The organism is Streptomyces sp. NPDC058459 (genome assembly GCF_042721685.1).
Taxonomy (GTDB): Bacteria; Actinomycetota; Actinomycetes; order Streptomycetales; family Streptomycetaceae; genus Streptomyces.
In genome coordinates this window covers 1-23,663 of record NZ_JBHXLV010000004.1, presented here as the reverse complement: position 1 = coordinate 23,663, position 23,663 = coordinate 1, and the positions used below count along the sequence as shown (strand labels likewise).

The window sequence follows — 23,663 nt, the reverse complement described above, 5'->3', positions numbered from 1 at the left end:
TGGCACCCCGCACCGGCACCGTAGGAGAAACAGCATGTCAGCACGTAGCGCGTCAGCCCCGATCTCTCTCCACCAGGACGACCTGACCTTCCCGCCCCGCCAAGAGGCGGTCATCCGTGCTTTCGGCAAGTTGACCATACAGTTCAGCGGACAACCCCTGGAGATAGGACCGCCCCGCCGCCGCGCGGTGCTCGCCCTGCTGGTGATGAGGGCCGGCACAGTCGTCTCCATCCCGACCATCCTCGAAAGTCTGTGGGGAGCCGACCTTCCCGGGCACGCGGTCACCACACTGCAATCGTACGTATCCCGGCTGCGAAAGCTCATCGCCCACCGTCCACTCGCTGACGGCTCGGAGCTCACCCTCCGATACCGCAGCCACGGTTACGTCCTCGACATCGCCCCCGAAAACATCGACGTCGTGCGCTTCGAACAGCTGGTGACCAGGGGTCTCGCAGCCGAGCGGCGGGGCGACCGGGCCCGTGCCTTCGCACTGCTGTCGGCCTCCCTGCAGGAGTGGATCGCGCCCCCGTTCGAGGACCTGTCCGAGTACGACTTCGCCCACCAGGAGGCGCAGCGTCTGAGTCAGCTGAGGCTGTCCGCCGTCGAGGGGCGGGCCGAGGCCGCCCTTCGGCTGGGGCGGAGCGGGGAGATCTTGCACGATCTGGAGGTCGAGGCGGCGCACCACCCGGCACGGGAGCGACTGGTGGCTCTGCTGATGCAGGCCCAGTACCGCGACGGACGTCAGGCGGATGCCTTACGGATCTTCGACCACACCCGTCGCTACCTCTCTACGGAGCTCGGCGTCGACGTCGGCCCCGAGCTGCGGCGCACCCATGAGGAGATTTTGCGCCAGGCGCCCTCGCTGTCACCGGCCGAGGTGGCCGCCCCTGCGGTCCCCGCCAAGGCAGCGGAAACCGTGGCGAGTGCCCCGGCTCTCAGGCAGATGCCGTTCATCGGGCGGCAGCAGGAACTGGAGGTCCTGCGGGCGGCCGTCGACCGGGCCTGTGACGGCCGGGGCGGGGTGGTGAGCGTGCTCGGGGAGAGCGGCAGCGGAAAGACCGCGCTGCTGCGCGAGTTCCGGCGCCGCTGCGCCGAGCGCGAGATCGACGTCCTCACCGTCAACTGCCCGAAGGCCGACGCTCTGCCCAAGCACTGGCCGTGGAAGCAGGTGCTGCGGGTCGCCGCTGAGCGTTGGCCGCATACCATCGATGCGCTGCCCGCCGAGGTCCGTGCCACGCTTGTCGCCATGCTGCCCGGCTGGCAAGGGGTGCCGGAGCGCACTCCGCGCGCCCAGCATCCGATCGGTGACTTCCCTGTCCAGGAGGCGGTGGCCCAGGTGCTTCTGGCCCTCGCTGGCCGGCCGCTTGTGCTGGTCATAGAAGACCTTCACTGGGCTGACGTCGCCTCCCTACGGCTACTGCGCCTCCTCGCCAGCCAGCTCGCCGACTCTCGGCTGCTGCTCGTCGCCACCTCCCGCACCTTCCGCGCCAGCGCCGATCTGGACATGCGTGCTCTACTGGTCGCGATCCGCGAGCTGCCCGTCTCCGACGAGATCATTCTCGGCGGTCTGGACGCCGAGGAGAGCCGAGAGCTGGCGCGGGCGGAGGGTCAGCACCTCACTGACGCCCTGGCCGACGCCCTCCACCGGCGCACGGTCGGCAACCCGTACTTCCTGCTCGCACTGCTTAAACAACTCACGCCCGATACTTCTGCCGCGGCCGTGGAGAGCCTGCTGCCGGAAGCCTTGGAGGAAGTCGTCCTCGAACGGCTGGCCCTGCTCCCCGGGCCGGTGAACGACGTCCTGCGGACGTGCACTGTGCTCGGCGCGGACTGCACTGAACCGGTGCTGCGTCGGGTAGTGGGCGGTGGTGACGACTGTGGGAGGCCGGCGATCCAGCAGGCGATCCGCGGGGGCCTGCTGACCCCGGTGTCCGGAGGGCCGAGCCTGAGGCTCGTCCACCCGTTGTTGCGGGACACAGTGCACCGTAACCTCACCCATGGTGAGCTGGGAAAGCTGCATTTGAGGGCGGTGATCGCCCTGCTGAACGGCGCCCAGCCCTTCGACGTTCGTGACTCCATCGGCGCCCATACGCGCGCCGCCCTGCGGACGGCGCCCCCGGAACGGGTCCTGCGGCCGCTTCTGGATGAGGTGGAGAAGGCAGTCAAGCTTGGACTGTACGACATGGGTTTGGCCTGGCTGGACCTGCTGGCGGAAATTCTGCACACACCCGCAGGCGACCAGCGATACGCGCAGGCGGAGCTGGATGTACAGCTGCGGCGCCTGGATCTGCTGAATGTCATCCAGGAGACCGCGCCGGCGTCCCGGGACGCGCTGCGCGACCGTGTGCGGCAACTCGGGTGCTATGTGGGCTCCCCACAGGACGGAGTCGTCCTGCCTAGCCACCTGACCGAACAACTGGCGCGCGGGGACCTTTCCAACGCGGAGGCGACAGTCTCGTTCCTGCGATGCCTGGCACAGCAGGAGAACGACCCGTACCTGGAGTCCGTCGCCCATTACGGCCAGGGCTGCGTGCACTACGCCCGAGGCGAGCTGGCCGAGGCCCAGGCCGCGATGGACGACGGACTCGCCAGAGCCGACTGCGGCAAGGCAGTCGGCTCCGGCGCGATAACCCCCTGGTGGCTGTATCTCTGCACGCGGCTGAACAAGACGGTGATCCAGTGGTTGCGTGGGCACAGGGACGAGGCCTGGCAGGACATGGCCGAGATCCGGCGTTTGCAGAGCCGCAGCGGCATACCGGTGATCATCAGCCCATTGACCATCAGCCTCGTGAACACCTACGAGGCGGTCCTGCGGGTCTTTGAGGACGACCCCGGGGGGGCCGAGCGGCACGCGATCGCGGCCGTCGAGCCGACCCAGCGGAATCGGAGGTTCTGCTGGCAGTGGCTGATCGATGCCGTGCTGCTCTGGGCGAACGCCCGCCAGGGCACGGCGCGTTCGGCCGACTTCGCCGCCGCGCGCAACTCCCTGGCGAGGGAGGAACTGGCTGGCACCAGGCTCATCGCACTCGGCCTCGCGCTGGTGTCCGACGCCGAGCGGGTAGCCGGACGGCCGCGCGAGGCCCACGCCTATCTTCGACGACTGCGAAGGCTGGTGGCCCAGACCGGTGAGGTGGTGTTCCTCAACGCGCTGCCGGCGCACCTGCTGCCGTGGCGAACGCTGCCGCACGCGGCCTGACGGCCTGTCGTACGGCGGTGACGGGTGCGGTCAGGTCGAGTAGTCGGCGTTCAGACGGACGTAGCCCTCGGTCAGATCGCACCCGTACACGCGGAAGGAGGAGCGGCCGGTGCCCAGGCCCACCTTGATGAGGACCTCGTCGCCCTTTAGGTGCTTGGCGACCTGCGCGAGGCGCCCCTCGTCGGGCGGCTCGGGGTAGACGTCGATGTCACCGAAGCCGATGGTGACGTTTTCGGGGGTGATGTCCGCGTCCTCCTCGCACTTGCCGATGGCCATCGCCACACGCCCCCAGTTGGGGTCCGCGCCGTGCACGGCGGTCTTCACCAGAGGGGAGTTGACGACCGTCTTGCCGACCCGGCGAGCCTGCTCGGCGTCGCGGGCGCCGGTGACGGCCACCTCGATCAGCTTGCTGGCGCCCTCTCCGTCGCGGGCGATGTCCTTGACCAGGCCGAGGGCCACACCGAACAGCTCCCGCTCGAACTCCGCGACGTCCACCGGCCCGGCCAGGCCGTTGGCGAATACCGCGGCGGTGTCGCTGGTGGAGGTGTCGGTGTCGATGCTGAGCGCGTTGAAGGTGCGGTCGATCACCCGTCGGAACACGGCGTCAAGGACCTCGGGCTCGAGTTCGGCGTCGGTGAAGAAGAACGTCAGCAGGGTTGCCATGTTCGGCTCCATCATGCCGACGCCCTTGGCGATGCCGATCAGAGACGCCGTACCGCAACGCGCGGAGCGGACCTTGTGCCGGGTGTCGGTGGTCATGAACGCCTTGGCGGCGGCGTCGAAATCGGCGCCGTCGAAGGGATAGCTCAGTGAAGCGAGGTGGTAGCGCACCGCGGGCATGGGATAACGCTGCCCGATGAGGCCCGTGGAGGTGATCAGCAGTTCGTCGTCCGCGACCCCGAGGGCCTTGGCTACGCCCGCCCGGACCTCGCGCGCGTCGCTGAGTCCGCCCTCCCCGGTGGCGACGTTGGCGTTGCCTGACAGCGCGATGACACCGCGGCCGGTCTTCGAGGCAGCCGCCGCACGGCTGAGGACGACGCTGGGGCCGGCAAAGCGGGAACGGGTGAACACTGCGCTGACGGCGGCCTGTACGTCGGAGGCCACAACGAGGAAGTCGTCAAGGTCGCTGCGGATTCCGGACCGTCCGGTGTGCGTGCGGAAGCCCTGCGGTAAGAACAGTGTGGTCATCGTGGGACTGTCCTCTCTGAGTTCGCGGTGATCGTACTCCGGCGGGTCCGCCTCGGTGACCAGCCCCGCCGGAGTACGTTCGGGTCGGCGCTACCTCACCGGCCCACGAAGCCGACGACGTCGCCCACCTGGGCGGCGCTGTCGGTCATGCGCTCAGGGACCCGGATGTACATGCGGTGCAGCCACCGGTCCTTGCCGTCCCACCTGGGGGTGAACGGCGTACGGGCATGCGTGGTGCGGTAGTTGTCAACGATGAGGAGGTCGCCCGGCCTCAGGTGCACCGGCTCGGTCACCTCGTCAAGGGCGTCCGAGAGCTCCGCCAAGGCCTGCTTGGCGGGCAGGTCGGCCGGGTCGAGCAGCTCCCGGTCATAGGCGAGCAGCGGGTCGTCGCGGTGGCCGTCGAGGACGGAGATCTGGTAGACCGGGTCGGTGTCCTCGGCGGGGCGGAAGGCCATGTCGACATGGCAGCGCATGGGCTTGCGATACAGCTCCACGCGGGCGGAGTCGTCCAGGCGGGACAACGCCTTGCGCACGGAGCCGACCAGGGTGGCGGCCTTGCCCTCGTGGTCGGCGCGGGAGCAGGCCAGCATCACATAGTGCGGCTGGTGCTTGTGGTAGGCCATCTCCGTGTGGAACTCCAGGATGGTCTCGGAGGTCTCCGAGGAGAGATAGTGCGCGTTCGGCGAGGGATACACGTCCTGGAGGATGGTGCCCGAACGCAGCTCCCGGTAGCCGGTCGGCAGGCCCAGCTCCATGCCGACCAGGGTGAGCCACGCCTCCATGGACAGCAACGGCCGCTGCGTCGGCGCCGGGGTGCTGGTCGGTGTCTCGGGCAGCTCCTCGTCACTGACCGGCAGGCCGGTCAGCAGCAGGTATCCGGCCCCGTTGCCGGTGGCGCGGAAGTCTCGCAGGGCACCGCGCAGGTGCTCCGGCAGTTCGCGCGACAGCTCTCCCGCGGTCGTGAAGAAGCCGCTCAGGTCGAGGCGCGGCATCCGGGGCAGCCGCTCACGCAGGGCGAGGAGACGACCGGCGTCGTCGTCGCACCGTACGATCTCAGATCGCGTGGTGGTCATATCGGTTCCTTTCGATGTGCCTCGGCGTGTGATGCGCGGCCGGGCCGGCACAGGCGCCGTTGCCTGTGTCCGTCCCGTGCCGCGTGCGTACTGGAAGAGGAGTTCGGCGCCGACCTCCGCGGCGAGCAAGGCGGTGATGCCGGCAGGGTCGTGGGTGGGCAGCACCTCTACGACGTCGCAGCCGACCGGCTTCAGGTCGCCGACGACCGACAGCAGCGCCAGCACCTCGCGGGAGGAGAGCCCGCCCGGTGCCGGGGTGCCGGTGCCCGGCGCGTAGGCGGGGTCGGCGACGTCGATGTCGACCGAAACGTACAGCGGCAGGTCGCCGACCACGGACCGGATCTCCTGGACGACATCGTCCAGTGATCGCGTGAAGCACTCCTGCGCGGTGATGACACGTACGCCGTGTCCGCGGGCGTAGTCGAGCGAGTCGGGGCGGGGGTTGTGGCCGCGGATGCCGAGCTGGACCACGTGGTCCGGCTCGACAAGGCCCTCCTCTATCGCCCAGCGGAACGGGGTTCCGTGGTGGTACGTGCCGCCGTACACCGGTGGGTTGGTGTCACTGTGGGCATCGAGGTGGAGTACGGCGAGCTTGCCGTGCTTGCCGTACAGGGCGCGCATGGCGGCCAGGGACAGCGAGTGGTCCCCGCCGAGCATCAGGAACGCGTCGTTGTCCGCGAGCAGTCCCTTGAGCGCTTCGGTCGCCGTCTCCATGGCGATGTCCTGGGAGAACGGGCTGAGGTCGATGTCGCCTCCGTCGACGACGTCGATCAGGTCGAACACGTTGGGGCCGCGGTCGATGCCGGTGCCATGGATGAGGCACGACTCGTGCCGGATGGCGCGTGGCGCGAACCGGGCGCCCGGCCGGTAGCTGGTACCTCCGTCGTAGGGGGCACCGATCACCACGACGTCGCGGCCCACCGGGCTTGGATCGTGCTGGAGCCGCATGAAGGTGGCGAGCTGCGCGTAGCGGGGCGAGGAGCCGCTGCTGCGCTGGGTCTTCCCGGACGTGGCGAAATCGCTGCCGTCACTGGTTGCGTTCATGGCTGGTCCGTCCTTTCTCAGTGGTCGCGAGGACCTCGTCGAAGGAGATCTCGTCGGGGTGCCGGGCGCGCAGGACGATCAGCTCGTGCAAGCGTTGGGCCATGGCCGCCTTGCACTCTTCGGCTCGCTCGGGTGGCACGCCCTGCTCCAGGAGGTGCGCGGTCCAGGCGCTGGAGGTGCCGGAGCCCTCGTGGATGCCGAGCTTGGGTCGCGACAGCGTCTCAGCCGGCAGCATCCTGGCCAGGGACTCGCGCAGCACCCACTTGTCGCGGCCGTAGCGGTGTTTGAGTCCGGGGTCGAGCGAGACCAGGCAGTCGAGCAGGTCGCGGTCCCAGTAGGGGTGCGTGGACCAGATCCCGGCGACGCCCGAGATGACCGGGGACATCTCGTTGAGCCCGTCGAACGTGGCCATGTCGTGGGCGATGACGGCGTCCAGGGATTCGAGCCGTTCGGTGCGCCGGTGCATGCCCCCCAGGGGAATGTCGGCACCGTAGCCGGTCAGGACACGCCGCTGGCCGGGGGGCAATCTGCGGTAGAGGGCCACCAGCGGCAGCAGGTACTCCAGGATGGTGTGGTCCGCGATCTCCGCGGCCCACACCGCCCAGGGCAGCTCCCGCACCAGGTCGGAGCTGTGGATCGTGATCTCGGAGTGGTCGGTGCCGAGGTGGCCGGCGACCACCTTGGCGGGCCCGAACTCGTCGGAGGTCTCGGTCCCCATGGACACGGTGTGGACGAGGCCGCTGTGGGCGGCCGCGTACGCCGCGACGCCACTGGAGTCGATTCCTCCGGACAGGACCACGGTGGGCTCCGGGTCGTACCGCAGCCGGGTGCGGACGGCCTGTTCGAGGAGCCTGCGCACCCGGCCGACGGCGATCTCCTCGCCGACGGCGGATCGCGACACCGGGGGAGTCCAGGTGTGCAGCCGGTCCGCTGTGCGCACCTCGCCCTGGACGGTCTCCAGAATCAGCGCGGTTCCCGCGCGGACGCGGTGCACCCCCGTGCCGCCGGGCAGCGGCTGGGCGCCGATCACGTCCAGGGGCGTGCCGGCCAGCCCGGCGAGCGTCTTGGCCTCGGTGGAGACGTCGATGCCGTAGGCGTCGGCGCGTACCCACAGCGGGACTGAGCCGACGTGGTCGGTTGCCACGACGACCCGCCCGCCGCCGTCCAGGAGGACGGCGGCGAAGCGGCCGTTGAGGATGCGGAACGCGGCCGTGCCCCAGCGGTGCCAAGCAGCCAGCACGAGCGTGACGTCGCTGCCGTAGGCGGCGGAGGCGTCCCCGAGAGCCCTGGCGACCTCCTCGCGGTTGTAGATCTCGCCGGCGAGCAGCAGGTGGACGCCGCCGTCGGAGACGAGGGTGTCGGGGGCGCCGAAACTGACGGCGACCCCTTGGAGACGGCGGCCCGCGCTCGCCGCGGCGACTGCGCTCAGATGGCCCTGGACCGAGAAGCGCGGGGCCTCCGGTTCGGCGTGGCACGGCGACCACGACACGCGGGCCCGGAAGCCCACCACAAGATTGGGTCCGATCATGACCGTCAGATGTCCAGGGCGTCGAAGCCACCGGACTGGAAGTCGTAGGCCACGGGTACCTCGATCAGGAACGGCCGGCCCAGCTCGGCACCCTTGCGCAGCGCCTCGACCAGTGAGTCGCGGTCGGTGGCGCGGACGGCGTCGCAGCCGTTGGCCTCGGCGAGCTGGACGAAGTCGACGGTCTTGAAGGCGACGGCGGGGGCGTGCGAGCGCTGGTGGCCCTTGTTCTGATACAGCTCGATGAGCCCGTTGCGGTCGTTGTTGACGACGACCATCACCAGCGGAAGACCCAGGCGGACCGCGGTCTCCAGGTCGGCGCTGTTGGAGTGGAAGCCGCCGTCTCCCGCGATGAGGAAGACGGGCTCGTCCGGGCGGGCGATCTGGGCGGCCATGGCGGCCGGCAGGCCGTAGCCGAAACTGCTGCATCCGGCGGAGGTGAGGAAGCCGTAGGGCTGGTCGGCCTTGGCGAACAGGACGCCGTAGTGGCGGAAGAAGCCGATATCGCTGACGAAGGTGCCGTTCTCAAGGACCGAGTTCATGCAGTCGATGACCTGGTGGACACGCATACCGTCGGGGTACTCCTCGCTGTCGGCGAGGAACTCGGCGATCCGGGCGCGCAGCGGTTCGATGTCGTGCGGGGTCTTCGCCGTGAGGTCGGTGGTGGCCTTGTCCAGGGCCTCGATGACCTCGCGAGGATCGGCGACGACGTCGACGGCAGGGCGGAAGATGCCCGGGATCGGGTTGATCGTGGCGGCGACCCGGACGACCTCCTTCTCTGTGCCGCGGGTCCACATGGAGGGCCGCAGGTCCTCGGCGTAGTCGTAGCCGAGGGCGACGATGAGGTCGGCGGGGCCGAAGATGTGGTCGAGCGCGGGGAAGGACAGGATGCCGTCCATGTACCCGCTGATCGCACCGTAGTTGAGGGGGTGGTCGTGCGGCAGAACGCCCTTGGCGGTGTAGGTGGTGACGACCGGGATACGCGACCGCTCCGCGAAGGAGCGCAGCGCGTCGACGCCGCCGGCCCGGATCACAGCGCTGCCGACGACGAGGACGGGGTGCTTCGCGGCGGCGATTTTGGCGGTGATGTCGGGAACGAGTTCGGTCCAGGCCGGGTCGACGAGGGCCTTCTTGCGGTCACCGACGGCGGGGGCGTTCTGGATGGCGTCCTCGGGCACGTCGGCGCTCAGCAGATCGATGGGCAGGCTGAGAAAGCTCGGCCCGACCGGCTCGGAGGTGCTGTGCAGGACCGCGGTGTCCACCAGGGACGTGATGTCAGCGGGTCGCTCCAGCTGAGCGCTGAACTTGGTCAAGGGCGCCATCACGCCGACACTGTCGACGCACTGGTGGGTGACGTTGGGGAAGCAGTCGTGCGACTCGGACTGGGCGGCCATCGCGATCACCGAGCTGCGGTCCAGCGCCGAGGTGGCAACGCCCGTCGACAGGTTGGTCATGCCGGGGCCGAGCGTGGCGAAGCATGCCTGTGGGCGGTTGGTCAGCCGGGCGAGCACGTCGGCCATGACACCGGCGGTGAACTCGTGCCGGGTCAGGACGAACTCCAGCCCGTCCACCTCGTCGAAGAGGATGGCCTCGGCCTCCCGGCCGACGACACCGAAGACATGGTCCACGCCGTACTCGTGCAGCCGCCTCAGCAGGAGCTCCGCGGTCTTCTTACTGGCCATCAGGAACCTCGTTTCGTTTGGTTGGAGAGGGCGCCCGTGTCGGGGAAAGCGCGGGCCGGGTACGAAGCCGCCTGCGCTGGGCGCCGCGGTGATCGCAAACCCACTGTGGGCACGGCCTCTTGCGTTCGGATGGACCTCCGGCTTGCCCCCCGGTGCGGTGCCGACCGTCCAGCGGCTCGCCACCACGGAACGCTGTCCTGTCAGACAGGGAACTCCCGTAGGAAGCGCGGGACATCGAGGGTCGAGGAGAATCAGAGTGCGATCACCGTCCATTCCTCCCACACGCAAACTGCGGCAACTGGAGGTGAGCGCACAGGGGTTCGGCTGTCTGCCCACCACCGCCTTCTACGGCTGCCCTTCGCGGCCCGAAGCCGCGGGCGTGCTGCGCGCCGCCCTGGATGCCGGGGTGACACTGTTCGACACGGCCGACGTGCAGGGGCTCGGCGCAGGTGAGGAATTACTGGGCGAGGTACTCGCCGGGCGTCGTGACGAGGTGCTGGTCGCCACTAAATTCGGGATGCGGCGCGGCGGCGACGGCTCGTTCCTGGGGCTGTGCGGTCGGCCCGAGTACGTGCGCGAGGCGTGCGACGCCTCGCTGCGGCGCCTGAACACGGACCGGATCGACTTGTACTACCAGCACTGGATCGACCCCGAGGTGCCGGTCGAGGAGACGGCCGGAGCGGTAGCCGAGTTGGTACGGGCGGGGAAGGTACGCTTCTTCGGGCTGTCGGAGCCGTCCGCCGAGAGCGTGCGGCGTGCTGACGCCGTCTTCCCGGTGACCGCGGTGCAGAGCGAGTGGAGTCTGTGGTCGCGGGATGTCGAGGACGAGGTGGTGGGCGTCTGCCGGGAGCGTGGGATCGGCCTAGTGGCCTACGCACCGCTGGGACGGGGCTTCCTGACGGGGACGATCCGCCACCACAGCCGGCTGGCCGCGGACGACTTCCGGCAGAGCCTGCCCCGGTTCCAGCCGGAGAATCTGCAGCGCAATCTGGCGCTCGTACGACGCCTCGACATGCTCGCCCGCCGGCTCGGTGTGTCGGCCGCACGTCTGGCTCTGGCCTGGCTGCACCACCGCGGCCCAGACGTGGTCCCCATCCCGGGAACGACCTCCCCGGTCCACCTCGCGGACAACCTCGCCGCCACCCGGCTGACCCTCGGCCCGGGTGAGTTGGCGGTCCTGCAGGAGGTGGCGGCGCTGCGAGTGCACGGTGAGCGCTACCGTCCCGAGATGCTGGCGATGACGGGCACCTGACCCCGGCGGTACAACAGTGGCCGCGCCGCTCCCCCTGCCGACGGGTGGGGCGTGGCGCGGCCACGGGCTTGTCGGTAGCCCCGGTCCAAGGGCCCCCGGCGCCGACGGCAGTGTGCCGGCAGTCGTATGTCAGTGCACGAAGCCGTCCGTCCCAAGCCGTTCGAGGACGAAGCGGAAGCCGTCGACGATCTTGTCGGCGGTACCCCGGTCAAGTACCAGTGGCGGGGTGACGATCAGCGCGTGCGGGTTGCTGCGGACTATGATCCCTGCCTGTTCGCGCAGCACGTCGGTGACCTGCAGCGTGCCGCCGGGCAGGTCGTCGCGACTCTCCTTGTCGGACACCAGCTGGATGGCGAGCATCAGCCCGATCTGTCGGACGTCGCCCACCGCGGGCAGATCGAGCAGTCTGTCGCGCAGTTCGGCGGCGAGATACGCGCCGGTCTCGGTGGCGTTGGCGAGCAGCCCCTCCTTCTCTATGATGTCGAGGTTGGCGAGGGCGACCGCGCAGGCGGTGGGGTGACCTGTGTAGGTGTAGCCGATCGGGAAGCCGCCGTCCGCCCCGACGACCTCGGCGACCTGCTCGTTCACCAGCACCGCGCCGTGCGGGATGTAGCCCGAGGTGATGCCCTTGGCGGTCACCAGGATGTCCGGTACGACGCCGAAGTGCTCGGCGCTGAACCACCGGCCGGTGCGCCCGAACGCCGTGACGACCTCGTCGAAGATCAGCAGGATGCCGTGCCGGCGCAGCACCTCGGCGACGCGTGGCCAGTAGTCGGAGGGCGGTACGACGGCACCGTACCCGCCCATGACGGGTTCGCCGATCATCGCGGCGATGCGGTGCGGGCCGATCTTATTGATCGCCGTCTCAAGTTCGCGGACGCAGAAGTCCGTGGGGTCCTCACCGTCGTACCACTGCTTCTGGTACGGGTGGGGCGGGGTCAGGAAGTGCACGTTCGGGACGACCGGGCCGAAGCCCTCGTGGTAGACGGGAGAGCCGGACAGACTCCCACTGCCGTAGCCGATACCGTGGTAGGCGGTGTGGCGGGAGAGAATCCAGTTCCGTCCCGACGCTCCTTTGCGGTGATGGTAGAAACGGGCCAGGCGCAGGGCGATCTCGTTGCCCTCGGCGCCGCCGCTGGTGTAGAACACGCGGTCCAGGCCCTTGGGCGCCAGGTCGGTCAGGCGCGCCGCCAGCTCGATCGCCCGGTCGTTGGTGATGGTGCCCCAGGTGTGGAAGTACTCAAGCCTGCACATCTGTTCGGCCGCGACCGCCGCCAACTCGCGACGACCGTGCCCGACCTGCATCAGCCCGAGCACGGCCGAGGCGTCCAGGTACTCCCTGCCGTCCGCGTCCCACACGCGGCAGCCTTCTCCCTTTACGAGGACCGTGCGGTCCTCCCTGCCGTCGGGCAGTAGTGGGTGCAGTATCCGTTCCCGGTCCAGCCGCACCAACTCACTCGTGACGTAGCTGGACATCCCGGTGGCTGCGGTCATCGAGAAGCACCTCCGAAGACTCGTGGATGTGGGCACAGCGGCCGGCCGCCGGCCGTCGCCCACGCCAGTGTCACGAACGCGGATTGCCCACAGTTGGACGAACCCTCCCGGCGCTTGCGCATGCGGCGGATCCAGCTGTCCGCAAACCGGCCCTGAGATTGTCTGTTTCGGCCATCGACCAGCGAGAGAGGAGAACCGGCGGTGAAATCCATTCTGTTCTACCTGCCGAGTACGGGCAGCCATCGGCAGATCACACGGGGAATGGCGGGCACGAATCCCGCCAACTACCAGAACATGCTCTGGCAACTCACCCACCAGGTGCGGGCGGCCGATGAAATGGGCTACTGGGGGGCTTCCTTCACCGAGCACCATTTCCACATCGAGGGTTTCGAGGTCTCGAACAACCCGATCCTGCTGGGCCTGTACATGGGCCTGCAGACCAAGAACATCCGCGTAGGGCAGATGGCGAACGTGCTGCCGCTGCACAACCCCATCCGGCTCGCCGAGGACCTGTCGATGCTGGACCACATGATGCGCGGCCGCACCTTCGTGGGCATCGCACGCGGCTTCCAGCGCCGCTGGGCCGACGTCATGGGGCAGGTGTACGGCGTCGGCGGCACCCTCTCCGACCGCAGCGAGAGCGACCGGCGCAACCGACGGCTGTTCGAGGAGCACTGGGAGATCATCAAGAAGGCGTGGACGAGTGAGACCTTCACTCACGAGGGCGAGCAGTGGACCATCCCGCCGAAGGACCTGGAATTCCCTTACGAAGCCGTGCGCCGCTTCGGCCGCGGCCAGGACGACGCCGGCCGCATCGTCGAGGTCGGGATCGCGCCGCGGCCCTACCAGCGCCCGCATCCGCCGGTGTTCCAGCCGTTCAGCTTCAGCGAGGACACCTTCCGGTTCTGCGCCCGGGAGAACGTCGTCCCCATCGTCATGCACACCGACCCGCGGAAGGTGGGCGAGCTGCTCGACATCTACGTCGAGGAGGCGGAGGCGGCCGGCCGGGGCAGGCTGGCCCGCGGGGAGAGCGTCGGGGTGATGCGGGACGTGCTGGTGTCCCGGGATGCGGAGGAGGCACACCACTGGGCGCGCCACGGGGGCGGTTTCATCTTCGACAACTGGTTCGGACCCATGGGCTTCACCGAGGCACTGCGCAACACCGGGGAGACCGGGCCCATCGGCTCCGACTACAACACGCTGTTCGAGCGGGGCCTGGAGTGGGTGGGTACGCCCGACGACATCAACCGCAAGATCGAGCGGCTCGTCGAGCACCACACCCCTGAGTACCTGCTGCAGTGCCAGTACTCCGGGCTGATCCCGCACGACGTGCAGATGCGCAGCCTGGAGCTTTGGGCCACCGAGATCGCACCCAACTGGCTCTGATTCTCAGCTTTCCCCAACAGCCACGACTCCAGCAATTACGACGATGAGGAGAGCCATGCCAATCAACCAGGTCGCAATGGCGGACGAGCAGCGCAAGGCCGTCGTCACCGCGTACCTCAAGGCGTTCGACAACGGAGGCACCGGTGCCGACGGCCGATCCGTCCTCGACTTCTTCGCCGAGGATGCGCACTTCTTCTTCCCCAAGTGGGGCTTGGCGAAGGGCAAGTCCGAGGTCGCCCGGCTCTTCGACGACCTGGGCCCGACGGTGAAGTCGATCGCCCATCACTTCTGGTCCTTCAACTGGCTGACGACCGGCACCGAACTGCTCGCGGTGGAGGGCACCACCCAGGGCGAGCATAGCGACGGCCCCTGGCACGTCGGCCTGCCCGAATGGGGCGCCGGCCGGTTCTGCGGAGTCTTCGAGGTCCGCGACGGTCTGATTCAGCGCGCCTTCATCTACATGGATCCCGACTACGCCAGCCAGGACACGGCCCGCTACCCCTGGCTCGACGGCACCCGTCACTGACCCATCCCCAACCTTCGGAGGAACTGACATGGACGTCCTGGCCACGCTCCGCCGGCAGCCCAGCCTGAACCTCTTCCCGATCGAGAACCGCCTCTCCCCCCGGGCCCTGGAGGCGCTGTCCTCCGACGCCAACAACCGCTATCCGTACTCCGAGACGGACGTGGCCGTGTACGGCGACGTCACAGGCCTGAACGACGTCTTCACCCACTGCGTCGACCTGACCAAGCAGTTCTACGGAGCCCGGCACGCCTTCGTGAACTTCCTCTCGGGCCTGCACACCATGCATACCGTGATCAGCGCCGTCGCCAAGGCGGGCGACCGGGTGATGGTGCTGGCGCCCGAGGACGGGGGCCACTATGCCACGGAGACGATCTGCCGGGGTTACGGCCATGAGGTCGACTTCCTGCCGTTCGACCGTGGCGCCCTGGAGATCGACTACGCCAAGCTGGCCACCAGGGTCGCCGAGCGCCCCGTCGACCTGATCTATCTCGACGCCTCCACCACGCTGCGTTTCCCGGACGCCCGCGCCCTTCGCGCCGCCGCGCCCGACGCGCTGATATGCCTCGATGCCTCGCATCTGCTGGGCCTGCTGCCGGTGGCCCCACAGACGCTGGTCCTGGACGGGGGCTTCGACAGCGTCTCGGGCAGCACCCACAAGACGATGCCGGGACCGCAGAAGGGCCTGCTCGTCACCAACAGCGACCGCATGGCGGAACTGGTCGGCGCCCGCATTCCCTTCACAGCGTCGAGTTCGCACTCGGCGAGCGTCGGTTCCTTGGCGATCACGCTGGAGGAGCTCATGCCGCACCGCACGGCCTACGCCCAGCAGGTCATCGACAACGCGCGGGCTCTCGGGGCCCAGCTGGCGTCGCGCGGCTTCGACGTGGCCGGAAAGGAGTTCGGTTACTCCGACACCCACCAGGTGTGGGTCCACCTGCCCGACGGGCACACCACGCACCAGTGGGGGAGGACCCTGACCGCGGCCAACATCCGGTCCACGACCGTGCAGTTGCCCAGCACCGGCCGGCCCGGACTGCGGCTCGGCACCCAGGAGCTGGCACGCTGGGGCATGCGCGAGAACGACATGGGCGTGGTGGCCGACCTGCTCGCCCGGCTGCTTCTGCGCGGCGAGGCGGCCAAGGAGATCGCCGAGGATGTCGCCACCCTCGCCCTGTCCTACCCGGGTGTCGCCTTCACGGGCCCGCTCGCGCCCCTCGCCTCTCAATGATTCCCGGCACACTCGACGCCACGCTGTTCCGGTCGGTGCTCGGGCATTACCCCACCGGGGTGGCCCTTGTCACCGGCCCCGGCGAGCCGCCGACAGGGATGATCGTGGGGACGTTCACCTCGGTCTCCCTCGATCCACCGCTGGTGGGATTCCTGCCGTCGAAGGCGTCGACCACCTGGCCGCGCATCCGCGCCGGGGGCAGCTTCTGCGTGAACGTCCTGAGCGCGGACCAACGCGAGGTCTGCGCGGCCTTCACCAATCGGGACACCACGCGCTGGGAGGTGCCCCACCACCCTGCGCCGTCTGGGGCACCGGCGCTCTCCGAGGCAATCGCCTGGATCGACTGCGATTTGGCGGACGAAACCGAGACCGGTGACCACTGGTTCGTGACTGGTCGTGTCCGCCGGCTCCAGGTGCAGCGTGAGGGCGAACCACTGCTCTTTCTACGGGGGCAGTTCGGGGCATTTGCTCCCTGCCCCGACCCGGTCCTTGAGTAATCCGGCACTGGTCCTGCGCAGGCACGAGGCCGTTTCCCGCTTTCGGGGAAACGGCCTCGTGCCTACGGTCTGTGGCGAGGAGCGGGGCAGGGCTGTCAGGCCGTCCGGCTCGCCGCCGCGAGGGATGCGAGGTCGGTGTTGCCACCCGACAGGACCAGGACAACGACCCCGCCCGTGGGTACGGCGACCTCTCCGGTGCGCAGCGCGGCCAGGCCCACTGCGGCCGACGGTTCGAGGAGCAGGCGGGTCGCCCGCTGTAGATCGATCCAGGCCAGGCGGATTTCTTCCTCGGCCACCTGGACGAGCTGGTGGGTGTGGCGCAGGGCATGGTGGTAGGTGTAGGTCCCGGCGAACGGCGCGTTGAGGCCGTCGGCCATCGATGAGGGCGCGGCAGGCAGGGACGTGGGTCCCCCGGACGCGACGGCGTGCGCGAGGGTACGAGCTGCGACGGGTTCCACGCCGACGACCCGCGTGCTCGGCGAGAGTGCGGCGCATGCGGCGCCGATCCCGCTCAGCAGGCCGCCCCCGCCGACCGGGGCGATCAGGACGTCCACCCACGGCAGGGCTCGCAAGACGTCCAGGCCTACGGTGCCCTGCCCCCCGATCACGTCGAGGTCGTCGAAGGGATGCAGCAGCAACGCGCCGTTGTCTTCGGCGAACTGCTGTGCTGCCGCGACGAAGTCCTCACCCTGGATGACGGTGGCGCCGTACCGTCGTATCGCGTCGACCTTGGGGGCGACCGCGTTGGGGGGGACGAAGACGGTGGCGGGGATGCCGAGCCGACCGCTCGCGTAGGCGAGCGCGGCGCCGTGATTGCCGGCCGAGAACGTCACCGCCTGGGGAGGCCGCTCGCCTCTCTCCCTCCGGGCGAGCAATGCGTTGGTCACTCCCCGGACCTTGAAGCTGCCGGTGTGCTGGAGGTTCTCGGCCTTGAGTAGCACCTGGCAGCCGAACGCCAGGGAGAGTTCCTCACAGGGCAGGAGCGGGGTGTCCAGCACGCGGCCGGTCAGCCGGGCGGCGGCCGCCCTGAGGTCCTGTTCCGTGACGATCGGGGAGCGCGTGGCGCGCTCCATGGCGTCGATGTCCACTGGAGTGGCGTCCGTTTGCATCGCCTGACACCTCATTTCAGGGCATGGGCGAGCCCGGGAGGGGGCCGCTGACGGGCGTCGACTCTGCCAGCGATCGCTTGCGGACCGCTGACCGTGGACGTCTGGCGGGCGGGCAGGGGTGTCAGCGAAAGCCCAGGGAATCGCAAGGGCCCGGTGGCACCGTCGATGGCGATCGAACTACAGTCGCAGGAGGTTCCATGAAGACGCAGGTGTTCACGACCGAGAACGCGCCCACTCCGGTGGGCCCCTACTCCCAGGCGGTCCGCCGGGGCAACATCATCTCCGTGTCCGGTCAGGTCGGTCTCGATCCGGCCACCAACAAGCTGGTGGAAGGCGGAATCGCTGAACAGACCCGCCAGACGCTCACCAACCTGGAGTCCATCCTCAAGAACGCCGGCGCGTCCTTCGCCGACGTCGTCACCGTGCGGATCTACATCACCCAGGCCGCCGACTTCGCACCGATGAACGAGGTGTATGCGAAGTTCCTCAGCGAGCCCTTCCCGTGCCGCACGACCGTCTTCGTCGGCCTGCCGCCCGGAATGCTGGTAGAGATCGACGTCCTGGCCGTGGTCGGCTGATCCACGCCGAGCTTCTCCGCATGTCCGGCTGCGCCCGATCAGACCGCTTTTCCTTTCGGTACGGGCGCAGCCGTAACATGCTGTTAACCTGCGGGAGCCGATGCGGGGGCGCGCTTCCCGGCGGAAACTGGCGAAAAATACATCTACCTAAGTCCTGCTCGGCAATGTAGGGAAACTCCTTGTTCTCGGGTTCCACTGTTCGGTCGCAGAGTGATGCGTCACATCGCTACTACTTGACGCTTCAAGTTCCGCATGCGAAGACTGGTTCTTGATCGGGGAGGCCACCTGTAAGGGGCAAGGGTATGGGTACATGGGAGATCGATGCGTTCAACTACTTCTCCGTTATCGAGGACGGCGAAGTTCTGGATATTCGCCCTGCCAAGCAAAAAGCCCTCTTGGCTCTTCTTGTCATCCATATGAACGAGTTGATCACCATGGATACCATTATTTCTGGCCTCTGGCCTTCTCGGCTGCCAGGTCATCCCAGAAAAAGTGTTCAGGTGTATATTTCGCGCCTGCGTGCAGGCTTGTCGCAGACCGAGGCGAGAACTTCACCCGTTCTCCACCGTTTGTCGCCGGGGTACATCTTACGCATCGACCCTGCCCAAGTGGCCACCGCCCGGTTCGAGAAGCTCACCAAGCACGGCTGGGCCCTGCTGCGCGCCAACCAGGTCACCGAGGCGTCGGAGTTCTTCAGCCAGGCAATTGCCCATTGGGGTGCCGCTCCCTACGGCGACTTGACGCAGTACGACTTCGTCATGGACGAGAGGGAACGGTTGGAGGAGGTCTGGCTAGCGGCCATGACCGGGCAGGCGGAATGCTTGCTGGAACTCGGCAACTACCAGTCGGCCATCGACCTCTTGGCTCCCATAGTCAACCACTATCCCCTGCGCGAGGATCTGGCGGCCCATTTCGTGACCGCCCTCAGTGAAACCGGCCGCCGCTCTGACGCGCTTTTAGCCTATCAACGCACCCGGTCCAGCCTTGACGAGTTGGGTATCAAAGTGGGTAGTATGCTGTACGGAATTTACCAGGGAATCGTTGAGTGAGCGCAGGGCGGCTTCACATTCGCGGTAGGAGTGGGCTGCCGGTGATGCCCCGGGTCCAGACGGCGCGTGTCCAGGTGCGTCCCGGACCGCTCGGGGTCGCCTTGGCGATGTTGTCTGCTCCCAACAGGTACAGTTTGCCGAAGGCCAGGTTCCGCAAAGCGGCCATCGCCCCGAACCCGTTCCGGACCACCGGCATGGCCGCCGAGCCTCCCTCCACGCGCCCTGAGATCCTGCCGGCCGACACACCCGGCGGGCTACCCGAGCCTGAGCACCTCACGGTCATGCCGAGGCCGGTTCCCCACGCAGGGCCGGGACAGGTCCTCGTCCGGGATCTGCACTTCTCGTGTTTCCCGGTCTACGCACGCTGATCGGCGACGAGGCCGACGGCATGCCGCTCCCGCGCATGCACCCCGGCTACGCGCTGTTAGATCCTGCTGTGGGTGAGGTCGTCGAAGCCCAGGCTCGGCGGTCCGTTGCGTCCTGAGGCCACGGTCACGCATCTGCTCGGATGACGCGAGTACACACTCGCTGCGGTGACGGAATGTGTCCGATTGATGAACTTTTATCCGACCCGGTGGCCCACCTCTCGTCCGGGCCGGCCGCCTACGGGGCGTTGACCCGGCTCGCCGGGGTCCGTCCCGGCGACACGGTGTTCGTCACGGGACCGGCGAGAGCCGGGGAAAGCTGGCGGCTTAGACCGCCCGGCTGCTGGGCGTCGGAAGCGTCATCGGGAGCACCTAGCTGGGTGTATCGACCCGCAAGGTTGTTCACACGGCTGATGGGCGGGTGTCCCACGTGCGGGGGCTGATCGTGCTCTCGGCCCTGGGCCTCCGCCCTGGAGACGGGCTCTGGGCGGTGTCTCAACTACGCTTCGGCTGAACGAACTCACGTCGGCGGTGAAGCCTGGGGACGGGCAGCGGGCCGGTCCGCGCGAAGGGTAGGTCCGCCGATGGTGGCGAGCAGAGGTATCCAGCTCAGTCTGGACTCCGACAGGCCGGTGTACCGCCAGATCGTCTCCCAGCTCTCGTTCATGATCGAGACCGGTGATCTGGCGGCCGGGGCCACCCTCCCCAGTGCTCGGCTGCTCGCCGACAACCTCCACGTCAACCGGAACACGGTCGCCCGCGCGTACGGTGAACTGCAACGGCTGGGCCTGGTGGAGAGCCGGGGCCGGGGCGGTACGGTCGTAGCCGACCGGGGCCCGGCGCCGCCGGCGTCCCCGGCGCGCGAGCGGGCGCGGGACATCCTGGGTGCGGCCGTACGGGAGTGCGTGGCGCTCGGGCTGTCGGCCGCCGAGATCCGCACGATCACCGGCGCGCTCGCCCTGCGGGTGGAGGACCAGTCGCTCAGCGTGGGTTTCGTCGAATGCAACGCCGACCGGGCGACCTACTTCGCCGGCGAGCTGGAGTCCCGCATCGGGCTGCGGGTGAAACCGCTGGTGCTGGGCGGCTTCAGCGCCGGCGAGGAGCGGGCGGATCTCATCCTGACCACGTTCTTCCACTTGGCGGCGGTCCGGGGGCTGTGGAACCGCGAGACGACCGAGGTGGTCGCGATCGTGGTCGCACCGCATGTCCGGACGCTGGTGGAGATCGCGTCCGTACCGAAGAACCGGACCGTGGGCATCTGGTACTCCACCGACGACCAGGCGGTCAGCATCCGGGACTCGCTCGCGCAGTCGGGCATCGACAACATCAAGGTCCTCGGCGACGCGGCGACGGGTGAACTCGACGACGCGGACATCGCGGACACGGACCTCGTGATCGTGCCCAGCGAGATGCCGCAGCTGAGGAAGCGGCTGGAGGGGCGGGTCAAGGTGATCGAGTTCGGGAACGTCCTCGACGACGCGTCCGTGCGGATGGTGACCGAAGTGGTGGCGGACATGCAGGCGGCGAAGCGGGACGGGATTACGGACTGACAACTCGCCCTGTCCTGGCGGAAGTTCTGGCCCTCCACGTCTTTGGCCTAGTTGCTTAGGACGGTGATTGGCTGCCCTGGTAGGGGGAAGTGGGTGGACACATTGCACCACTCCCCCGACCAGAGTGAGCTGACAATCCGTCATGATCGAGAATTCATCGTCGCCCCCTGCTCCTGCCGCGAAGCCGGCGCCCGTCAGCACGCGACCGCCGACGCCGACGGGGTCCGTGCCTGCCAAGCCTGCCGCCCGGCCGAGCCCCCTTGAGCAGTGGGGCGGCACTTCGGGCATGATCTATATGACCCTGCCCGTCATCGCGTTCGTCGTCGGCAACGCAGTGGCCGGCCTGTACGGTGCGATCATCGCCGCGATGGTCGTGGCGCTCGGTGTGGCCGTCGTACGACTCGCCCGCAAGGAATCGGTCGCGCCCGCGCTCAACGGTCTGTTCGGTGTCGCCGTCGCTGCCGGGATCTCGCTGTGGACCGGCTCCGCGAAGAACTACTTTCTGCTCGGCATCTGGCTGAGCCTGGCCGGGGCGGTCGTCCTCACCGCATCCGTCCTCGTCCGCCGCCCACTGGCCGGCCTGCTCTGGAACGCGGTCACCGGCAAGGGCAGCGCCTGGCGCGAGGACCGCGTCTGCCGCCGCTACTACGACATCGCCACCCTCACCCTGGCCGCGGTCTTCGCGGCACGGTTCGTCGTTCAGCAGTGGCTCTACGATTCCGACGAGACCGGCTGGCTCGGATTCGCCAAGATCGTCATGGGCTACCCGCTGCTCGGCCTGGCCCTGCTCGTGGTGGCCTGGGCGGCCCGCCGCTCGACGAAGCGCCTCGCAGCGCTGGAGGCCGGTATCGGAGGGCAGCGGTCCGCGCCGTCCCCGCAGGCCGGCCCCGCAGATCGCCACTGAGTACGCCGCGCCGCCCGGCGCGGGTACCGCGTGACGCCCGTCCGGCGGCTAGGGAGTCGAACCTCCGCAAGCCGTCGGCGAACGGGGGCCGACGTCCCTCGTGGTCCGAAGGCATCGCAAGCCGGATCGAAGGTTCTTGACCCGCCGACAGGCAACGGCAGCACCGCGCAGACACCCGTCTGTCCGTGGCCGCCTGCCTGACATCGGCGCGATCGCGCAGCGCAGGCCGCTCGTCCTTCCCCAGCGCAGCAGAAACGGATGCCATGCCTCCCTCACTCCGTCCCGCATCCGCCACCCTGGCGGCGTCCCTGGCACTGACACTGACCGTGTCGGCCTGTGATCAGGCCGAGCGCCGTCCTAAACCCGCCACCGCCTCCGCCTCGGCAAGGGGCTCACCGAACTCCGGGCGGGCAAGCCCGACCGCTTTGTCAAGGCGGCGCAACTGTTCAGCAGCCGTGAGGCCGACGGCAGTGGCAGCAACTACAACGTCGCCAACTTCGCCATCAACTGCATGGACGAAGCGCGCCTGACCCCCGAGGAGGCCGCGAAGTTCCGGGGCAGGGCCTACGCGGCGCTGCCCTTCGCCGATCCCGGCCGGGGTACCGACGGTGCCCGGGACGCCTGCCAGTCATGGCCCGCCCAGCCGAAACCGCCCTACTCGTTCCCCGCACACATCAGCGGGCTGCCCCCCACCCTGACGATCTCCATCACCAGCGACCCCAGCACCCCCTTCTCGGCCGGCGTCCACCTGTCCAGGACACTCGGGGGCAGCATGCTCACCGTCAAGGGCGAGCAGCACACCGTCGTCGGCTCCGCCACCAGCGCCTGCGTCGGCAAAGCGGTCGCCGACTACCTCATCAGCCTGCGCGTTCCGCACGAGAACGCGTCCTGCACCATGTGACGGCCACGCGGCCGCCGGCCACGCCGGCGGCCCGGTGACCCCTCGGGCCCGCCCCTCGGTCCGGACCCAGCCGGGCACCTCAGGCCCGGAAGTCCGCCGGGCGTTCCGGGGACGCCTCGGCCAGGGCCTTGCGGACCGCCTCCACGCCTGCCCGCAGGCCGTAGACCGGGGTGCCCGGCTGCTGGCGCCAGGAGTCGGTGATGCCGCCGGCGTCGACCGTGTCGAAGCCCAGTTCCTCGATCAGGGCCCGGACGGTCCGCTTGGCCGCCTCGTCGTCGCCGGCTACCGGGAGGGCGAGGCGGTCAGGGTCGCCCGCCGGGCGCGGGCGGTCCAGGATGTCCTGGGCGTAGGTGCCGTTGAACGCCTTGATCACCGGGTGGCCGAGGTGCCGCTCGGTCCAGCGGCTCTCGGTGAGGCCCTCGTCCTCGATGGCCGCGATCCGGCCGTCCCGCTGCGGGTAGTAGTTGCCGGTGTCGAGCACCGCGGCGCCCTCGGCCGCGCCGTCCAGCAGGCCGTCGGGCAGCTGCGGGACCGCCTTCAGCGGGACGGTGACGACCACGACCTGAGCGCCCTCGGCCGCGTCCTCGGCCCGGACCGGGGTCGCGCCGGTCTCCTCGGCCAGTTCGCGGAGCGTCTCCGGACCGCGGGAGTTGGCGACGGCGACATCGTGCCCGAGGGCGGTGAGCCGCCGGGTGAGGTTGCCGCCGATGTTCCCCGCGCCGATGATGCCGATCTTCATGGCTGATCCTCCGGATTTCCATGCGCGCGCATGCAGCTGTCACCGGGGCCAACCTCACGGGGCCGGGCCCTATTCCGGCCGCTCCCCGGCCGGTATGACAACGCGGGGGCCGGGCTCGGACCGGGAGGGTGAGCGGCGACCGGATGCCGACGCGGCCCTCGCCCCGTCCGCGCAGCGATCCTCCTGGGCCTGTTCACTTCCAGCGGCGGAGGCCAGTCAGCCAAGATGGCGCCGTCGGCCCGAGCCGGCCCGATCCGGAAGACAGGCCCAAGGGCGTGTCCGCAGAGTAGCGTCGTCTGCCCGGAGGGCAGGGCTCGCGGCGTCTGGTGCGTGCGATCGCAAGGCGGAGGATCGCCCTCGTACTGTGCGTACGAGGG

General features: G+C 68.9%; 18 protein-coding genes and 1 pseudogene. 11 read left to right on the top strand and 8 right to left on the bottom strand.

What is annotated here, in order from left to right; translation table 11 throughout:
- The first annotated feature begins 34 nt into the window (after nucleotides 1-34).
- Nucleotides 35-3,196 (top strand): BTAD domain-containing putative transcriptional regulator, encoded by a 3,162-nt coding sequence (locus ACFWN1_RS01795; protein ID WP_384357190.1) that lies wholly within the window; start codon nucleotides 35-37, stop codon nucleotides 3,194-3,196.
- A gap of 30 nt (nucleotides 3,197-3,226) precedes the next feature.
- Here the strand turns inward: ACFWN1_RS01795 and argJ are convergent, their stop codons facing one another.
- From argJ to ACFWN1_RS01770, 5 genes and pseudogenes are all read right to left on the bottom strand, one after another.
- Nucleotides 3,227-4,384, bottom strand: a complete 1,158-nt coding sequence (gene argJ, locus ACFWN1_RS01790) for a bifunctional glutamate N-acetyltransferase/amino-acid acetyltransferase ArgJ (protein WP_384357067.1) — start codon at nucleotides 4,382-4,384, stop codon at nucleotides 3,227-3,229.
- Between the two features lie 95 nt (nucleotides 4,385-4,479).
- Nucleotides 4,480-5,457, bottom strand: coding sequence for a clavaminate synthase Cs1 (cs1, locus tag ACFWN1_RS01785; RefSeq protein ID WP_384357188.1), 978 nt, complete (start codon nucleotides 5,455-5,457; stop codon nucleotides 4,480-4,482).
- 63 nt (nucleotides 5,458-5,520) lie between these two features.
- A pseudogene (speB, locus tag ACFWN1_RS01780) lies at nucleotides 5,521-6,405 on the bottom strand (agmatinase); the annotation flags it as partial.
- A 79-nt stretch (nucleotides 6,406-6,484) separates the two neighbouring features.
- Nucleotides 6,485-8,029 carry an asparagine synthase-related protein gene (locus ACFWN1_RS01775; protein ID WP_384357064.1) on the bottom strand — a complete coding sequence of 515 codons (1,545 nt, stop codon included), beginning with the start codon at nucleotides 8,027-8,029 and terminating at the stop codon, nucleotides 6,485-6,487.
- Nucleotides 8,030-8,034: 5 nt separating this feature from the next.
- Nucleotides 8,035-9,708 (bottom strand): thiamine pyrophosphate-binding protein, encoded by a 1,674-nt coding sequence (locus tag ACFWN1_RS01770; RefSeq protein WP_384357061.1) that lies wholly within the window; start codon nucleotides 9,706-9,708, stop codon nucleotides 8,035-8,037.
- A gap of 304 nt (nucleotides 9,709-10,012) precedes the next feature.
- Between ACFWN1_RS01770 and ACFWN1_RS01765 the strand changes: the two genes are divergently transcribed.
- Nucleotides 10,013-10,960, top strand: coding sequence for an aldo/keto reductase (locus tag ACFWN1_RS01765; protein ID WP_384357058.1), 948 nt, complete (start codon nucleotides 10,013-10,015; stop codon nucleotides 10,958-10,960).
- 129 nt (nucleotides 10,961-11,089) lie between these two features.
- On the opposite strand, the gene ACFWN1_RS01760 is transcribed toward ACFWN1_RS01765, so the two are convergent.
- Nucleotides 11,090-12,454 (bottom strand): aspartate aminotransferase family protein, encoded by a 1,365-nt coding sequence (locus ACFWN1_RS01760; protein ID WP_384357055.1) that lies wholly within the window; start codon nucleotides 12,452-12,454, stop codon nucleotides 11,090-11,092.
- A gap of 201 nt (nucleotides 12,455-12,655) precedes the next feature.
- Between ACFWN1_RS01760 and ACFWN1_RS01755 the strand changes: the two genes are divergently transcribed.
- The 4 genes from ACFWN1_RS01755 to ACFWN1_RS01740 are packed head-to-tail and all read left to right on the top strand — an operon-like array spanning nucleotide 12,656 to nucleotide 16,091.
- Nucleotides 12,656-13,840, top strand: a complete 1,185-nt coding sequence (locus ACFWN1_RS01755; RefSeq protein ID WP_384357052.1) for an LLM class flavin-dependent oxidoreductase — start codon at nucleotides 12,656-12,658, stop codon at nucleotides 13,838-13,840.
- Between the two features lie 55 nt (nucleotides 13,841-13,895).
- A complete protein-coding gene (locus ACFWN1_RS01750) occupies nucleotides 13,896-14,366 on the top strand; it encodes a nuclear transport factor 2 family protein (protein WP_384357049.1) in 471 nt (156 codons plus the stop codon).
- A 28-nt stretch (nucleotides 14,367-14,394) separates the two neighbouring features.
- On the top strand, nucleotides 14,395-15,594 hold the full coding sequence (locus ACFWN1_RS01745) for a serine hydroxymethyltransferase (RefSeq protein WP_384357046.1): 1,200 nt from the start codon (nucleotides 14,395-14,397) through the stop codon (nucleotides 15,592-15,594).
- Nucleotides 15,591-16,091 (top strand): flavin reductase family protein, encoded by a 501-nt coding sequence (locus ACFWN1_RS01740; protein ID WP_384357043.1) that lies wholly within the window; start codon nucleotides 15,591-15,593, stop codon nucleotides 16,089-16,091. Before ACFWN1_RS01745 ends, ACFWN1_RS01740 begins: the two co-directional genes overlap by 4 nt.
- A 95-nt stretch (nucleotides 16,092-16,186) precedes the next feature.
- Here ACFWN1_RS01740 and ACFWN1_RS01735 read toward each other — a convergent pair whose 3' ends face one another.
- Nucleotides 16,187-17,200 (bottom strand): threonine/serine dehydratase, encoded by a 1,014-nt coding sequence (locus ACFWN1_RS01735; RefSeq protein WP_384357040.1) that lies wholly within the window; start codon nucleotides 17,198-17,200, stop codon nucleotides 16,187-16,189.
- 197 nt (nucleotides 17,201-17,397) lie between these two features.
- Between ACFWN1_RS01735 and ACFWN1_RS01730 the strand changes: the two genes are divergently transcribed.
- The 5 genes from ACFWN1_RS01730 (at nucleotide 17,398) to ACFWN1_RS01710 (ending at nucleotide 22,547) form a co-directional block, all read left to right on the top strand.
- Complete coding sequence (locus ACFWN1_RS01730; RefSeq protein WP_384357037.1) at nucleotides 17,398-17,778, top strand: RidA family protein; 381 nt, start codon at nucleotides 17,398-17,400, stop codon at nucleotides 17,776-17,778.
- Between the two features lie 302 nt (nucleotides 17,779-18,080).
- Nucleotides 18,081-18,827, top strand: coding sequence for a BTAD domain-containing putative transcriptional regulator (locus ACFWN1_RS01725; protein WP_384357034.1), 747 nt, complete (start codon nucleotides 18,081-18,083; stop codon nucleotides 18,825-18,827).
- 949 nt (nucleotides 18,828-19,776) lie between these two features.
- Nucleotides 19,777-20,742 carry a GntR family transcriptional regulator gene (locus ACFWN1_RS01720; protein ID WP_384357031.1) on the top strand — a complete coding sequence of 322 codons (966 nt, stop codon included), beginning with the start codon at nucleotides 19,777-19,779 and terminating at the stop codon, nucleotides 20,740-20,742.
- Nucleotides 20,743-20,884: 142 nt separating this feature from the next.
- Nucleotides 20,885-21,646 (top strand): DUF3159 domain-containing protein, encoded by a 762-nt coding sequence (locus ACFWN1_RS01715; RefSeq protein WP_384357028.1) that lies wholly within the window; start codon nucleotides 20,885-20,887, stop codon nucleotides 21,644-21,646.
- Between the two features lie 511 nt (nucleotides 21,647-22,157).
- Entirely contained in the window at nucleotides 22,158-22,547 is a 390-nt protein-coding gene (locus tag ACFWN1_RS01710) for an alpha/beta hydrolase (RefSeq protein ID WP_384357025.1), read from the top strand.
- 79 nt (nucleotides 22,548-22,626) lie between these two features.
- Here the strand turns inward: ACFWN1_RS01710 and ACFWN1_RS01705 are convergent, their stop codons facing one another.
- Nucleotides 22,627-23,286, bottom strand: coding sequence for an NADPH-dependent F420 reductase (locus ACFWN1_RS01705; RefSeq protein ID WP_384357022.1), 660 nt, complete (start codon nucleotides 23,284-23,286; stop codon nucleotides 22,627-22,629).
- Between the last annotated feature and the right edge of the window lie 377 nt (nucleotides 23,287-23,663).